Consider the following 15,770-nt stretch of genomic DNA (forward strand, 5'->3'; position numbering starts at 1 on the left):
GGCCTCGGGACCATCCGATCCCCGATCCCCCATTCCCCCGCTCCGTAGCTGCACGACTTGCCTCCTGGCTCAAGCCTCGTAGAGCCAATCCAGCGTGTCGACGCCGTTGTTTTTGTGCTCCACGTCTCTTGCCCGCAGCTCCTGATCCTCCGCAATCACGCCCAACACAAGGTAAGCCCCTCTTCCCAGGTCGACCGTATGCCGGCCCGCTCCGAAACGGAAGGCGTGGACATTCACCGACGGATAGGCGTACAGCCGCAGCCCCTTGCGCAGGACGGGCGCGTAGCCCCCCTGGTCGTCCGCATGCGTGTTCTCCTCGAGGCTCGGCACCTGCAGCCACTGCTCATCCTTCGAATTGAAGTAGCCGATGAGCACCTTAGACGGCTGATGGAGCTCCAGCTCCAGAGCCACGCCCTCCCGGCCTGCCGCCATCTGGCTGAACCGGATGCCGGTCAGCCCGTCTAGCTCCTCCGCAGTGCCGACGATATGAATATCGCCGTCGGTGAAGACGCAGGCCTCTTTGGTGACCCGGTACACTTCGGCCTCCTTGGTCAGCAGCGTGAACGGAACCTCGCGGTACGCGGTGATCGCCTCCTCCAGGGATCGAAGCGCCTGCGGCAGATCACCGCGGGTCAGCTCGCCGATGTGTTGGCGCAGGTGCTCCAGCTCGGCTTCGTATACCGGCAGGCAGGCCTGCCAGTGCCCGTACTCCAGGCCGCCCCGGACAGGCACCTTGCGCTGCGGCGTCTGCATGCTGTTCGCAAAGGAGTATGTCCGGGCCGTCAGCTGTGCCAGCTCGCGGTAGTATCCCAGACTCTCCTCCAGCAGCTCCGCCGCCGACTCGAGCAGATCGAGGCGCTGGAAGTAGTCGCCCTTCACCGTATGCTTGTAGGTCAGCACCCGGATCGCCGCCTTAACCTTGCAAGCGTAAGAACGGACCATGAGCCGGATCGCCGCCACGTCGTCCGCCAGCCGTTCGAACTCCTCCCGGCTGTCGTTCACATGGCGCCGTGCGCGTTCGACGGCGTCCGCCGCTTCTTCCGCATGCCGCAGGCACGCCTCCAGAATCTCCGGCGGCGTCTCCCCGAGGTGCGGCTCGCCCCGGACTTCCCGCTGGACGTAGGCCTCCAGCCGCTCGCCCTGCGGCGACTGGGATTCCCACAGGTCCGGCCACGGCATATGCCGCTCCGGGTTCGTCAGCTGGCTCATCGTCATGCCGAGGCTCATCGTCTGGCGGTTACCTTCCGTGATGCCGAAGCGGCGAAGCAGCTTGGGCGCGCACGCCCCCGACGCCTCGTAGGCGTCCAGCAGCGCTTCCCCGGCTTCCCGGCTGCCGTAACGCTTCGCGAGCTGCCCGCTCCAGTATGCACTCTCGGCTTCGGGGTCGCGGTCCGCATTCCACGCATAGCGGAACCAGGCCGCGAACCAGATCCAGTCGCGGTCGAGCTGCCGCAGCCGGGGCTGGACCTTGTCCGGCGAATACGGCCAATCCCAGAAGAACAGCGGATACAGATGCAGTCCGTTCGAGCCGAGCCTGTATCTTGCCGCCTGCATGCAGCGCTGGATGAATGCCGGTGCGCCGAAGCGGAACGGCTCCAGATTGGCCAGGATGTGCACATTGACAATATGGATCGACCCGAGCGAGCCGAGCCGGTTATGGGTCTCCTGCCACTTGCCCCTCGGGGTGAAGGTGGTCAGCGACTCCCCGTTGTACTTCGCTTCCGTGAACAGGCGAGGGTACAGCGGCAGCGCCGCCTCGATGACCTTCATCGGCTCAATGGCATGCGAACGGAGGATGATCGGCGGCTTCTCCTTCACCTGCGAGCGCGCCAGCCCGTTGAGCAGGCCCGCGAGGATCGTTTCGGTGAACCATTCCACCCCGTAGATCTGTCCCTGCAGAGCTTCTCCGAGACAGACCATCAGTCCGACATTCGGATAGGTGCTTACGAAGGCGGCGATGGACTTGCGGTAGTAATCGGCCGTGATCGGCAGCGGCTTCGGCTGGTGCTGCTTCAGACCGTGCTTCTCCGCGAAGGGGAGCGGGATGTGAATGTTGTAGAACTTCAGTACCACCCAGATCCCCCGACGGTCCGCCTCCTCCGTAATCCAGCGGAACATCTCGGTGTTCAGGAGGAATTCCTCTTCGGTCACCTCGAGCGCTTCCGGATAATCGTCCAGCTTGACGAAGGACGAGAACGGATGGCCGCTCCACAAGTACACGACATTGCAGCGTTCCTCCAGCATCATATCGAGAAAATCGGTCCACAGCCCCCGGTCATAGAACCAGGGAAAGCGGCCGGGTGTGACCGGATACTCATAGGTCAGCCGCGGCGGCTCGACCGTGGTCTTCTGCAGGCCGATCGCTGGTCCCCGAAGCTTCATCTGCGGGGCGTCCCCGAAGGCCAGTTCGTCCGGCAGCCGGCCTGCGGCGAATACCCGGCGTGCAAGCTCGAGGCATCCGTACAGCACCCCGGAATCGTTCCCTCCGGATACGGCCGTCAGCCCTCCCGGAAGCGAGGCCAGATAGAAGCCTTCCTCCTCCGGGTCCGGAGTATGATACAGGAGTACATCCCGTGCCTCCAGTTCCTGAAGCAGCGGGGACTCCTTCCGGTTCCCCGCATAGATCTTCGTCCCTGGCACCTCCCGGTAGCCGTCCCATGTCCAGGAAGTCTCCTCCACATGGACCGTGTAGCCGCAGGTCTCCAGCGCCTCGCGGAGCTTGCGGACCCCGTAAGCCACGCGGGGCGCAGCATCCGGCGCAAGTGCGACCGTTATTGCTCTCATCTCGGGTGCTCCCTTCTCTATCGCCATCCGGTGCTGAACCGTCGGCCCTCTCATTTTAAAAACAGCTCAATCACCGGAACGGTCACATCCGGCTGCTTCACGGGAATGGACAGCGTCAGCGTCGTCTCATCCCGCCCTTCGCGGAAGGCGCCTTCTTCGATGCCGCTGGCAACGAAGCCTTCCTTCATGCGGATCTCCGAAGCGTCATGCAGCAGCTGCGCATACTCCACTTTGCCGGCGAAGCCCGGCAGATGGATGTTGCGGAACGGCCAGCTGTACACATGCAGATACATCCGGTTCGTCTGCGGATTGTACGTCAGACGGCAGTCCGGAGGGCACGGGAACGACTCGGGCGCCTGGGTGCACCCGTAGATGGCACGGCTGTGCCGCCGCATCCATGTCCCGATGCCCTTCAGGCGGTCGACCGCCCGCTCGTCGAACTCCCCGCGCCCGGTCGGCCCCACGTTCAGCAGCAGATTGCCGCCCCTGGAGACGACGTCGATCAGCATCTTGACGAGCATCTCGACGCTCTTCCACGAGGACTCCTCGCGGTGGTAGCCCCAGGAGCCGCTGAACGTATGGCACGTCTCCCAGACGACCTTCCTCCCGTTTACGTTCACCCAGGCCTTCGGTATGTACTGCTCCGGCGTCGTAATGTCTCCCCCCACCTGCAGACGGTCGTTGAGCAGAATCTGCGGCTGCAGCTCACGGATACGGCGGACCAGAGCATCGCTGCCCCAGTCGTCCTTTCCTTTGCCCGCCAGCTCGCCCTCTCCCGGGAAGGAGAAGTCGTAGAAGAGCAGATCAATCTTTCCGAAGCGGGTCAGCAGCTCTTCCGTCTGGCCGTACAGGTAATCCCGGTACTGGGAGAAGTCCCGTCTGCCGCTCTCTTCGATGAACGCGGCGTTCTCCCGCAGCGGGTGCTTCGGATCGACCGTATAATGGGGGTGATTCCAGTCGAGCAGCGAGTAGTAAAAGCCGACCTTCATCCCCCGTCCCCGGAAGGCGTCTACCATCGGACGCAGCACATCCCGGCGGGCCGGCGTATTCGGCGCCTTGAAGCCGGTCAGCTCGCTGTCCCACAGACAGAAGCCCTCATGGTGCTTCGTCGTGGCGACGAAATAGGTCATGCCCGCTTCCTGGGCCAGCTGCGCCCAGAGCTCGGGATCATAGAGATCGGGATCGAAGCGTTTGAAATATTTGGCCCCGTACGCCTCCGTGCTGGACCGCTCCCTCGACTGCAGCCATTCATGCCTGGCCCCGAGTGAATACAATCCCCAATGGATAAAAAGACCGAACCGGTCCCGCGTAAACCATCCGCTGTCCCCGGTCGTCGGCTGAACATCATACGTCATGCGCACGTTCCTCCTTGTCTGTATAGGCGGAGCCGGGATTCCCGGCTCACGCTCCGATCTCTTCGCTTGCCGGATCGGCGGCAGCACCCTCCGAGAGAGCTTCGCCATGGGCAGCTGCAAGCCGCGATACAAACGTATAGCTGCCCGACCCGGCCCGATAGACGGTGCCCTCCGGCCCGGTAGAGATCAGACGGGCATCGTCCCCATCTGAGACTTCGTCCGGGAGCACTGTTCCCGGCACTAAGACGTCGGCTGCCGTGTTGGCGGGAATCTCCACCTGCAGGGAGAACAGGGACCGCTCCAGCTTCCAACCGATCCGGATCGTGCCGTAGACCGACTTGAACTCGCCCTTGGCATAGGTGAGCCCGCCGCCCGGTCGCGGCCGGATGTCGAACCGCTTGAAGCCTGGGTGCGTTTCGGATGGACGAAGCCCCAGCAGGTTCGCGTACATCCATTCCCCGACCGAGCCGAGCGAATAGTGATTGAAGGAATTCATGCCCGGGTTCTGGAAGCCCCCGGTCTCCGTCCAGGCGTCCCAGCGCTCCCAGATCGTCGTCGCGCCGTGCTTGACGGAGTAGAGCCACGAAGGGAACGCTTCCTGCGTCAGCAGGGCAAAAGCGGTGTCTTCATGCCCGCTCTCCGACAGGGCGGGAAGCAGGTATCCTACGCCAAGGAAGCCCGTCGTCAGGCGGCTGCCGTGGGCACGCACGTTAGCGGCCAGATGATCCGCCGCTTTCCGGCGCAGCTCTCCCTCCAGCAGGTTCATCTGCAGTGCCACCGCATAGACCGTCTGGGTCTCCCCTTTGATCCGGCCGTCTCCGCTGACAAAGGCGGTGCGGAAGGCGTCGCAGATGCGCTGGAACAGCCCGTAATACTGCGTCTGCTCATCCTCCAGGCCCAGCACCCCGGCGGTCTTGGCCGTCAAGGCGGTGCTGTAGGCGAAATAAGCCGTATCGAGCACATCCTTCGGCGTATCCGCGCCGATGGACAGCCAGTCGCCGTAATTCGAATACCCGGGGCGGATCAGACCCGGCGAATGCCGCTCCAAATAATCCACCCACGTCTTCATGGCCGGATAGCAGGCTTCGAGAATCCGCTGGTCCCCGTACATTTGGTAGACGGTCCAGGGAATGATGACTCCCGCATCCCCCCAGCCGCCGTTGTCCGGCGCATGCCAGTTCAGCACCTCGCTCGCATGCTTGAACGCTTCCCAGCCGGCATCCGGTGCGACGTCAGGGAAAGCTCCGGAGGGAAGGCGTGCGTCGATGACATCGAGCATGTATTTATGGAAAAAACGCGCCACATCCATCTGGTAGCTCGCCGTGCGGGCGAAGATCTGGGCATCGCCCGTCCAGCCGAGCCGCTCGTCGCGCTGCGGGCAGTCCGTCGGCACACTGAGGAAGTTGCCCCGCTGGCCCCAGCGGATGTTGCTCAGCAGCTTGTTGAGTCTCGGGTCGGACGTCTCCAGGCTGCCTGTGTCCGTCACCCCCGAATGCACCACCCTGCCGACAACCGTGTGAAGCGTAGGGGCGGCCGTCAGGCCTGTCACCTCGACATACCGGAAGCCGTGGAATGTAAAATGGGGCTCAAGCACACACGGCCCGCCTTCCCGCAGCAGGTACCGTTCTTCCTGCACCGCCTCCCGGAGATTGGTCGTATACAGCGACCCGTCTTCATTGAGCATTTCGGCACAGCCTACGATCACTTCCTGCCCTTCCCGGGTCTCTTCCAGCTGCAGCCGTACCCAGCCGACCATGTTCTGGCCCATGTCGTACAAGTAGGTGCCTCTCTCGGTCTTTTTCATGCTGACAGGCAGCAGCTCGCCCATGACCCGGACCGGGGGATCGACCTGCGCGGTCAGAATGCCCGTATAGCGCTCCAGCACGGCGGGGGTATCCCAACCTCCGTCATCGTACCCGGGCCGATTCCAGCCCTCGGGCTCCAGCCGCGCATCATAGGCCTCTCCCTTGAGCAGATCCGAATACAGGATCGGGCTTGCGAAGACCTTCCAAGTCCCGTCGGATGCCACTATCTGACGCGTGCCGTCCGCCAGCTCGATATGCAGCTCCAGGAGCAGGTAAGGCGTATTACCGTACCGGTGGGCTCCGAACATCCCGACATGGCCGGCATACCAGCCGGTGCCGAGCAGCGCGCCGATTACGGCCTCTCCTTCGGAGAGGTGCCCCGTGACATCGTACGTCTGGTATTGGACGCGGGTATGGTAATCCGTCCAGCCGGGCGCCAGGTAATCGCTTCCAACCCGCTCTCCATTGAGGTGGAGCTCATACGCGCCGAGCGCTGTGGCATACACCATCGCCCGGCGGACCGGCCCCTGCACCCGGAACGCCTTGCGCAGGTAAGGTACAGGCGGAAGCGTGTGTGCCGAGGCGTCTTCCGTCCCGGGCAGCTTCCTCCCGATCCAGCCGGCCTGCCAAGGCTCCCCGTTCAGGAAGCCGGTGGACCAATAGGCGCTGGAGCTCCAGCCGGAAGCCTCCCCTTCCCCGTCCCATACGCGAACCTTCCAATAATAATGCTGTTTCGATTCAAGAGGTCTTCCCCCGTAGATGACATGTGCGGATTGGTCTGTGTCCACCCGGCCGCTGTCCCACAGATCGGCCGTTCCCTCGCGCAGCAGGCCCGGCCGGCTTGCGACCAGCACCTGGTAAGCCGACTGCACATCGTGATGCCGCCCGGATTCCAGCAGCCAGCTGAGGCGGGGGGCTGGGGTATCAAGACCGAGCGGGTTCTCGGCATATTCCGTACGAAGCCCGAAGATTCTCATGGATTCACTCCCCTGTATCGTTCAGTTGAACCACTTCGTCCCCTTTGCAGAGTGCCCGTGCCGGGTCTCCATGGAGGGGTGCGCCGTGACTGGGTTCAGTTTACAGGAATACGGCACCCCGGTTATAGGCCGAACAGGTCATGATTATAGGCGGCCGCTCGCACCGGTAACCGCCTTCAGCCAGGTGGAGGCCATGAGCATGTCGCCGAGCGGGTTCATGTGGACGCCGTCGGTGGTGAGGTCATGCCCGGTGTCGCAGCGGAGATAGTCGAGGAACGCCTTGTGGGTCGGTACGAGAATAGCATCGTAGCGGTCCGCCAGCCGGTGCACGGCCTCCACATAAGGCTGCAGCAGCTTGTTGCCTGTCGACTCCGGGTATTCCTTGATCACCGTCGGCTCCATGAGGATCGGGCGGCAGCCCGGAATCTCCCTCACCTGCTCGAGCAGCCGGGCGTAGACCTCCTCGTACCGCTGCGGATACACTTGCTCCATATCGGGCGAATCGAGCTGCCGCCATACGTCATTGATGCCGATGGAGATCGAAACCCACTGGGGCCGGTGGTCGAGCACATCCAGCGTCCAACGCTTCTCGAGATCGGTCACCCGGTTGCCGGATACGCCTTCGTTGATGATCCTGAGCGACAGGTGCGGGTAGGCGGCGATCAGGTAATCGCGGAGCAGCCGGACGTAGCCGGTGCCGAGCTTCAGCGGATCTTTCTTTCTTCCCTTGTCGGTGATGCTGTCACCGATGAATACGATGCGGTCCTTGGCCTGGAAGGGCATGGAATGAAATCCTCCTTGAGGGTAAAGTGACAAAATCAAATGCACCCGGTGTACAGGGGCGTTAAATGATCGGGCTATTGGGTTGTTATCGAGTGGTCTGAGCAGCCGCATGCCGGCCTGGCTGCAATGCCTGCTAGGCCGGACCAGCAGGCCTTCGGGCTGCCGGCAAAAGCTGCGGCCGGCAGCTGCGTCATGCCTGCGGCTGCATTCCCTCCGCCAGGTAACGGTCCATGACAGCGTACAGCTCGGCCCGGGCATCCGGTCCCAGCGGCTGCACCGGCAGACGCGGCAGGCCGGCCGGCAGCCCGATCCGGTTCATCGCTTCTTTCAGCACCGACGGCAGCGTGCCGAGCGCGAAGGCGCTCCGCAGGGCACGCAGCTTCCGCTGCTGCTCCTCCGCTTCCGCCAGGCGCCCCTGCTGCCAGAGCTCATAGATCGAACGCACGGTCTCCGGGAACACGTTGGCTGTAGCCGCAACAGCCCCCTGGCCCCCGGCCATCAGCGTGGACAGGATGAGCGAATCCGTACCGGCCAGAACGGCAAACTCCGGCCCCGCGTACTCCAGATACTGCAGGATGGTATCGTAGCTGCCGCTGCTGTCCTTGATCCCCACGATATTGGGGATGCGGCTCAGCTCCCACACTGTCTTTGGCGCGAGCGCGTTGCCTGTACGTGCCGGGATATTGTAGAGAAGGATCGGCAGGCTCGTGGCCTCCGCCACCGCGCGAAAATGCCCGATGAGCTCCTGCTGGGTGAACGACAGGAAGTAAGGGGTAATCACGGTCAGCGCATTAGCACCAAGACGCTCCAGCTGACGGGCCAGCCGGATCGTTTCGTGAGTGGCTGCACAGCCTGCACCAATATACACCGGGAGCCCTCCGGCCTCTTCCATCATGATCTCGGCCGCTCGGAGCTTCTCGCTTTCGGTCAAGGAGAAAAATTCGCCATTCGTGCCCAGTCCGAACAGACCGTGCACCCCCGAGGCGGCAAGACGCCGGACCAACCGGCGGAGTGCGGCTTCATCGAGCTGCTGGCCGGCATCAAAGGGGGTAATCAGGGCCGGGATGATCCCGGCAGGCTTCCAAGTCATTCTCTTCATCTCCTTATTGGTCTGCAGGCTGAGGCAGCAGCTTGCGGTACAGCGCCGCAGCCGCTTCGGCGTCCACCGCTTTGGGATTGTTGGCGAGCAGTCTTGTCACTTGAAGCGCTGCCGCGGTCAGCGCGTCCACGTCTCCGTCACTTACTCCATAGGTCCGCAGGTCCTGCGGAATGCCGAGCTGCCGTGTCCACTCCTGGAGGGTGAGAATCACCCGGTCTGCGGCCTCTTCCTCCGGCAGGTGCGGGCCCGCCAGCCCCATCGCCTGCGCCGCCAGGACCAATCGGCCCCCGATTGCATCCCGGTTATAGGCCGTTACATGCGGCAGCAGCATCGAGTTCGCCACCCCGTGCGGGATGCCGAACTTGCCGCCAAGCGGATAGGCCAGCGCATGAACGGCCGCTGTCCCGGCGGCTGTCAGGGCCATTCCGCCGTACATCGAGCCGAGGAGCATGCTCTCCCGGGCTTCGAGATCCCCGCCGTCGTGGTAAGCAATCAGCAGGTTTCGGGAGATCAAGCGGATCGATTCCATCGCGAACATGTCGCTGAGCGGGTTCGCTTTGTTCGAGATCAGCGATTCGAACGCGTGTGTGAACGCATCCATTCCCGTCGCCGCCGTGATCTGCGGCGGCAGAGACAGGGTCAGCACCGGGTCGAGAATGACGAGCGCCGGAAGCAGGTGCCGGGAGATGATCCCGACCTTGAGCTCCTGCTCCGGCACGGTAACGATGGCATTGGGCGTCACCTCTGATCCGGTTCCCGACGTCGTGGGGATGAGCACGGTGGGCAGTCCCGGCCGGGCCACCCGGTCGATACCGATCAGGGTATGGAGGTCCGCCGGATCGGTCAGCAGCACGGAGATCAGCTTGGCGGCGTCAAGCACGCTGCCTCCCCCGATGCCGATGATAAGATCCGGCCGCTCGGCGGAAATCTTCTCCGTCACTCCCCGGATATTGTCTACAGTAGGTTCTTGCTGCACTTCCGTCGAACAAAAGGAGGAGATTCCCTCCTCCCGGAGCATGGCCGTCATGCGGTCGACCGTCCCCTGCCTCAGCACCGACGGCTGAGCGACAATGGCCGCCCGGCGGAAGCGCCCCAGCTCGCGAAGCCGCTGCGGAAGCCCCTCCAGCGCATGGCGGCCGACCAGGATGCTGCCGGCGGTCCGGAAGCCGTACAAGGCGGGTTCTTTTGCTATCGTCATAAGCATTCTCCTGTTTCGCTTGCGGATTTGCCCCCATCCTACGCCCGCCCCGGGCGCTAGTCAATGCGGTTGGAGCCTCAGGGTGTGATCCCCCTATAGTTCGGATTCGTTCCACCCCCACATCAACACAGGCACGGATATTATCCTGAAAGTATTCCGATGGCAGCCGAAGCCCGGAAGCGGGCGACGGCAGACACGCAAACCGAGGAGTGTGGCCTTTGAACATCCAACCTTATTTGACGCCATTCAAGCTGGGGGAACCCGTACTCGTCGGCTCGGGACAGCCCGGGAGTTTTGACCTGAATGGCGTGGACTGCCCTTTCGTTTTCCGCCATAACGGTGCCTTTTATATGATGTATGTGGGATTCGACGGGACGGGGTACCAGACGGCCCTGGCCACGAGTGATGATCTGCTCGATTGGAATCACCTGGCCGTGATCCTGTCCAGAAGCGAGGAGGACCGATGGGATGCCCGAAATGTGGCGGGCACCTGGATTCTCAAGGAGAACCGGATTGATGCCCCGCCGGTGCTCAAAAAGTGGAAGAACAAGTACTGGCTCGTCTACCATGCGTATCCCGACTACGGCTATGAGGAAGGCTCGGCCAAGATCGGGCTGGCCTGGACGGAGGATGAGAACCTGCTGGAGTGGCACCGGGTGCCCGATCCGATCCTGACGCCCGAGGAAGGTGCGGATTGGGAACGCGGCGGCCTGTACAAGGAATGCCTGATCGAGCACGAAGGCCGCTTTTACCTGTTCTATAACGCCAAAAATAAGAACAAGGGCCGCTGGCTGGAGCAGACCGGCGTCGCCTTCTCCACGGACCTCTTCAACTGGAAGAGGTATGAAGGGAACCCTGTGCTGAAGGTCACCCCGGACGCGTGGGACAGCGGATTTGTCAGTGATCCGTGTGTGCTGCAGGACGATGCGGGCTGGATCATGTACTACTTCGGCTTCGATTACCGTAAAGCCCAGGAGGGCATCGCCCTGTCTTCGGATCTGCTCCACTGGACCAAGCACCCGCTTCCGATTCTCCGTGTCGGCGAGGAAGGAAGCATCGACTCGATCTTTGCCCACAAGCCCTCCGTCATCACGCACGACGGGGTGCTGTACCATTTTTACTGTTCATGCCGGCCTACCCGGCCGGGCGACCCGACCGTGAATTACGGCCGGGAATTCCGGACGATCTCGGTAGCCGCTTCGCAGCCGATCGGGCGGGACTGCCCGGTGCAGGGAGGCTGAGCGAGGGTGCATATCGACCGCATGTACGTGGAGTCGTCGGAGGAACCGCTCGGGATTGACGTGCCCTCTCCCGCTTTCCGGTGGAGCTTCGCCGGGGATGCCGGACGCGGGCAGCTTCAGGCTGCCTACCGGATCGTGGTTGCGCTGAGCGAACAGGAAGCCGGCAGCGGGACGGGGACAGTGTGGGACAGCGAATTCACGGACAGCCGGAACTGCGCGCATGTTCCGTATGAAGGGCCCCCGCTGCTCTCCCGTACCCGGTATTATTGGCGGGTCGAAGTGCGAATGGCCTCCGGGGAGCCGCTGTGCAGCAGGGTCTCCTGGTTCGAGACCGGCCTGCTGCACGAGCCGGATTGGAAGGCCTCCTGGATGGAGGCACCAGCCGGCGGGGATCAGGCACCAGAAAGCTCTCAGCCGGAAGCGCTGCCCCTCTTCCGCACCGAATTCCGGCTGGACCTCCCGGTGAAGTCCGCTCGGGTCTATGTCTGCGGCCTCGGCCACTATGAGCTTCGGCTCAACGGGAGGAAGGTCGGCGACCGGGTGCTCGAGCCGGGCTGGACCAACTACCACCGGACCTGCCTCTACTCCGTCTATGACGTTACGGAGTACCTGCAGGAAGGGGCCAATGCCGCCGGCGTGCTGCTCGGCAATGGCTTCTACCATGTGGCCGGCGGCCGGTACACGAAATACAAAGGCTCCTTCGGCACGCCGAAATGTCTTGTGCAGCTGGAGGCGGAGCTCGGCGACGGCTCCCGGGTGACCATTGTCAGCGGGGAGGGCTGGAAGACCGCCCCAGGCCCCCTGACCTTCTCCTGCATCTACGGCGGAGAAGATTACGACGCCCGGCTTGAACGGCCCGGCTGGGATATGGCCGAATATGCCGAAGACGGCGGCTGGACCTCTGCCCTCCGTGCAGCGCCTCCGGCTGGCAGGCTCAAAGCGCAGGCCTCACCGCCGCTGCAGGTACGCCGCGTCTTCCACCCGGCCGGGTATACGCGCCCGCGGCCTGACGTGTATGTCGCCGACCTCGGGCAGAACTTCGCCGGCTGGGTCCGGATCCGGGTGCGCGGAGCAGCCGGCACACGGATCACGCTCTCCCCCGGCGAACTGCTGAAGGAGGACGGCACCGTCAGCCAGAAGTGGACCGGTTCCCCTTACCGGTTCCACTACACGCTGCGCGGGGACGGCGAGGAGATCTGGTCGCCGCGGTTCAGCTATTACGGCTTCCGCTATGTGCAGGTGGAAGGAGCCGTGCCCTCTGGTGGTGCAGGCCGGCCTGAAGCCGCTTCCGCGCCGGATGCCTCCACCGAGCTGCTTGAACTCGAAGGCTCCATGATCAACCCCGATATGGAGACGGCGGGCAGCTTCGAATGCTCGGACGCCCTCCTGAACCGGACGCATGAGATCATCAATATGGCCATCCTCAGTAATGCCAAGAGCATCTTCACCGACTGCCCGCACCGCGAGAAGCTCGGCTGGTTGGAGCAGGTGCATCTCATGGGGCCCGCCGCCGCGTACAACCATGACATTGAGCGATTGCTGGTCAAAACCATGGAGGACATCCGGGACGCCCAGCTGCCCGGCGGCATGGTGCCAACCACGGCCCCCGAATATGTTGTCTTTCCCGAGCCGTGGGAGGTGTTCCGCGATTCCGTCTCGTGGGGGGCTGCTTATGTGCTGACCGGGTGGAATCTGCTCAAGCTGTACGGCAGCCGACGCCAACTGGAAGAGCATTACGACGGGATGAAAGCCTACGTGGATTATGTTGCCGGAAAATCGAAGGGGCATCTGGTCGATTACGGCCTCGGCGACTGGTATGATGTGGGGCCGAACGGACCGGGGTTCACACAGAACACGCCTGTGGCCCTAACCGAGACGGCCATGTATTACCACATGACCGGCGTGTTCGCGGACATCGCCGAGCTGCTCGGACGCCGGGAGGACGCCTCCTTCTATCGAGGCTTGTGCAGCCGAATCAAGAATGCGTTCCGGGAGGCGTTCTTCGACGAGGAGGTGCGCCGGTATGCGGAGGGCAGCCAGACCTCGTACGCGATGCCGCTGGTGCTGGGGCTTGCTGCAGAAGAGCACGAACCCGCCCTGCTGGCCGGGCTGACGGATGTGATCCGGCGGCAGGGACTCCGAACCACGGCGGGCGATGTGGGCCACCGGTATGTCCTGCTCGCTCTGATGCGCTCCGGGCATTCGGACCTCGTGTACGGAATGGCCCGGCAGTCGGAATCCCCCGGCTATGCCTATCAGCTGCTGCACGGGGCCACTACGCTCACCGAAGCCTGGGACGGGCCGACCGTCGGCAAGTCGCAGAACCACTTCATGCTGGGCCACATCGAAGAATGGTTCTATGCCGGTCTCGCCGGGATCCGGTACCGGTTCGACCCGGCGGCCGAAGGGTTCGCTCTGGATCTGCGGCCCGCCTTCCCGGAAGGGCTGTCGTATGTCCGCGCTTCCCACCGGCTGCCCTGCGGCACCGTGCGCGTCGGCTGGGAGAGAACGGGGGCCGGCCGGCTCACGCTCGAATTGGAGGTCCCTATGAACAGCACGGCCGAGCTCCGCATACCGGCATCATCGGTGGACGCCGTTACGGAGAACGGCAGCCCCCTTCGGGAGGCCCATGGGATAAGCTGCACGACCTGGGAGGACGGCTGTGCGGTGCTGCGGCTGGGTTCCGGAACATACCGGTTCCACAGCACTCTGTAAGCGCAGCAGGGCAAACCGCTCCTCCCGTTTCCCCTTATTCACATGCCACTGATCCACGTCCCCCCTCCCTCACCTTTGTACCCGCCCCGCGTGCCATCTTCCTCTTCCCCCTCTACTGATCTCCTTACATCCTCCCCGCCCGCGCACAGCAAAAAGAGGCAGACTGCATACCAGCAGCTGCCTCTTTGCGTCATGAGCGGGATAAAACTCACTCCTACTCTCCCTCCGTCCCGCCTTACGAAGCCGGATCACAGGAGTGAACCCTCTATGAAGAGCGCCAGTCGGCGCCCATTAGAGGACGGTGCACTTATTAATCATATTAAAAGTGCCTGGACCGCCGGGAGGCTCCTAATCTGGCAGAATCCCTATCTCACCGCTGTTCATACGGGGATAGAGGTGCGGTGAGTACGCCTGCCGGACAGAGGGTCTCAGCTGCAGCCGGAGCTGATCCGCTAATTGCGCCGGTAAAGCTTGATCTCGGTGGTCTTCGCATTGAGGAGCGAGCGCGCCGTCTGCGTTTCGGTCATGAAGTTTTAACCGTATTGATTGCGCAGCCCGGCAGATGAGGCTGAACGCATACCTTCCGGTTCGAACTGGATATCGCGGATCGCGGCATCCAGAGCGTTTCGGCAAGGCGCCCCAACGTTCGTTTAAAATAGCGGATGCGAGGTATCTTATTGGGGTATTTCCCAGCATTTCCCGCAAAATAGCGGAACTCAGATACCTTATATTGGGGGAAAAGGTCCGGAAACCGCGCTCATCCCTACCATAGCGTATCTGAGTTCCTTTATTGCTGGCAGGTACCATCGAAAAGTGGGAATAACGCACTGTACTTCCGCTATTTTTCATAGACTGCTAGCGCGCCCGTAGAAGCGAAGCGAATGCGTATGATCCTCTCTGAATATTCGGACGAACAGGATCCCCACGCTCTACTCCTTCACGGCGCCAATCACGACGCCCTTGACGAAGTACCGCTGCAGGAACGGATACAGCAAGAGCACCGGCAGCGCGCCGATGAAGATCTGCGATGCCTTCAGCGAACGGTCCGACAGCTGGGACAACTCCGCCGGATTCGCGGCCAGCTTGGTGAAGTCGACCTGCACGATGATCGACTGCAGCAGGGTGGCCAGCGGCCAGTTTGCCTGCTTCATGTAGATCATCCCGTCGAACCACGAGTTCCAGTGGGTCACCATCGTGAAGAGAGACAGCGTCACGATCGCGGGCAGCGACACCGGCACATACACAGAGAAGAGGGTTCTCCAATGCCCTGCCCCGTCGATGAGCGCGGCCTCTTCGAGCTCCTTCGGGAGGGTGCGGAAGAAGTTCAGCAGGAGCAGAATGTTCCACACGTTCACAAGTAGGGGAAGCAGCAGCGCCCAGACCGTATCCGTGAGATGCAGCATGCGGATCAGGATATAGTTCGGAACGAGGCCGCCGCTGAACAGCATCGTCACCACGAAGAACCAGATATACCGGCTCCGCTGGGGAAAGATCCGGTCATCCTTCGAGAGCGGGTACGCGGTTACGACGGTCAGCATCATCCCGAGTCCGACGCCAAGGAGAACCCGCTCGGCCGTATTCCACAGGGAGCGGAGAAAGTTCTCATTGCTGAGCGTCTTCTGATAGGAGGCCCACGTGAAATCCATCGGCCATAGCGTCACGAGATTGGCCGATGCCGGGGCTTTGCCGCTCAGCGACACGGCCAGCAGGTGGACGGCGGGCAGCAGGCAGAGCAGCGCGAGCAGCCCGAGGAATGCCAGGATCAGCACATAGGCTGCCCGGTAAGATGGAGATTTATGGTACACGGCTGAAC

The 15,770-nt window shown here is 62.8% G+C and carries 9 protein-coding genes; 2 read left to right on the forward strand and 7 right to left on the reverse strand.

Features of this window, described 5'->3' with window-relative positions:
* Positions 1–69: 69 nt before the first annotated feature.
* The 6 genes from ACP26L_RS19790 to ACP26L_RS19815 form a co-directional block, all read right to left on the reverse strand.
* The gene (locus tag ACP26L_RS19790) at positions 70–2,784 is read right to left on the reverse strand and encodes a hypothetical protein (protein WP_426445671.1); all 2,715 of its coding nucleotides are present in this window, start codon (positions 2,782–2,784) and stop codon (positions 70–72) included.
* A 50-nt stretch (positions 2,785–2,834) separates the two neighbouring features.
* Positions 2,835–4,139, reverse strand: a complete 1,305-nt coding sequence (locus tag ACP26L_RS19795) for an alpha-L-fucosidase (protein ID WP_426445672.1) — start codon at positions 4,137–4,139, stop codon at positions 2,835–2,837.
* A gap of 46 nt (positions 4,140–4,185) precedes the next feature.
* A complete protein-coding gene (locus ACP26L_RS19800) occupies positions 4,186–6,921 on the reverse strand; it encodes a family 78 glycoside hydrolase catalytic domain (protein ID WP_426445674.1) in 2,736 nt (911 codons plus the stop codon).
* Positions 6,922–7,065: 144 nt separating this feature from the next.
* On the reverse strand, positions 7,066–7,704 hold the full coding sequence (locus tag ACP26L_RS19805) for an SGNH/GDSL hydrolase family protein (RefSeq protein WP_426445675.1): 639 nt from the start codon (positions 7,702–7,704) through the stop codon (positions 7,066–7,068).
* Between the two features lie 190 nt (positions 7,705–7,894).
* The gene (dapA, locus tag ACP26L_RS19810) at positions 7,895–8,794 is read right to left on the reverse strand and encodes a 4-hydroxy-tetrahydrodipicolinate synthase (protein WP_426445677.1); all 900 of its coding nucleotides are present in this window, start codon (positions 8,792–8,794) and stop codon (positions 7,895–7,897) included.
* Positions 8,795–8,807: 13 nt separating this feature from the next.
* Positions 8,808–10,001 (reverse strand): iron-containing alcohol dehydrogenase, encoded by a 1,194-nt coding sequence (locus ACP26L_RS19815; RefSeq protein WP_426445679.1) that lies wholly within the window; start codon positions 9,999–10,001, stop codon positions 8,808–8,810.
* Between the two features lie 209 nt (positions 10,002–10,210).
* Here ACP26L_RS19815 and ACP26L_RS19820 point away from each other — a divergent pair, with 209 nt between their 5' ends.
* Both ACP26L_RS19820 and ACP26L_RS19825 read left to right on the forward strand, forming a co-directional pair.
* A complete protein-coding gene (locus tag ACP26L_RS19820) occupies positions 10,211–11,242 on the forward strand; it encodes a hypothetical protein (protein ID WP_426445680.1) in 1,032 nt (343 codons plus the stop codon).
* Between the two features lie 6 nt (positions 11,243–11,248).
* Positions 11,249–13,957, forward strand: a complete 2,709-nt coding sequence (locus ACP26L_RS19825) for a family 78 glycoside hydrolase catalytic domain (protein WP_426445681.1) — start codon at positions 11,249–11,251, stop codon at positions 13,955–13,957.
* Between the two features lie 929 nt (positions 13,958–14,886).
* On the opposite strand, the gene ACP26L_RS19830 is transcribed toward ACP26L_RS19825, so the two are convergent.
* On the reverse strand, positions 14,887–15,762 hold the full coding sequence (locus ACP26L_RS19830) for a carbohydrate ABC transporter permease (RefSeq protein ID WP_426445683.1): 876 nt from the start codon (positions 15,760–15,762) through the stop codon (positions 14,887–14,889).
* Positions 15,763–15,770 lie beyond the last annotated feature (8 nt).

The sequence above is a fragment of the Paenibacillus sp. S-38 genome, assembly GCF_049942825.1.
Classification (GTDB): domain Bacteria; phylum Bacillota; class Bacilli; order Paenibacillales; family NBRC-103111; genus Paenibacillus_G.

Bases quoted from the DNA above. Each gene is read 5' to 3' on its own strand.
- ACP26L_RS19790 (WP_426445671.1), bottom strand. From the start codon at position 2,784: ATGAGAGCAATAACGGTCGCACTTGCGCCGGATGCTGCGCCCCGCGTG.
- ACP26L_RS19795 (WP_426445672.1), bottom strand. From the start codon at position 4,139: ATGACGTATGATGTTCAGCCGACGACCGGGGACAGCGGATGGTTTACG.
- ACP26L_RS19800 (WP_426445674.1), bottom strand. From the start codon at position 6,921: ATGAGAATCTTCGGGCTTCGTACGGAATATGCCGAGAACCCGCTCGGT.
- ACP26L_RS19805 (WP_426445675.1), bottom strand. From the start codon at position 7,704: ATGCCCTTCCAGGCCAAGGACCGCATCGTATTCATCGGTGACAGCATC.
- dapA (WP_426445677.1), bottom strand. From the start codon at position 8,794: ATGACTTGGAAGCCTGCCGGGATCATCCCGGCCCTGATTACCCCCTTT.
- ACP26L_RS19815 (WP_426445679.1), bottom strand. From the start codon at position 10,001: ATGACGATAGCAAAAGAACCCGCCTTGTACGGCTTCCGGACCGCCGGC.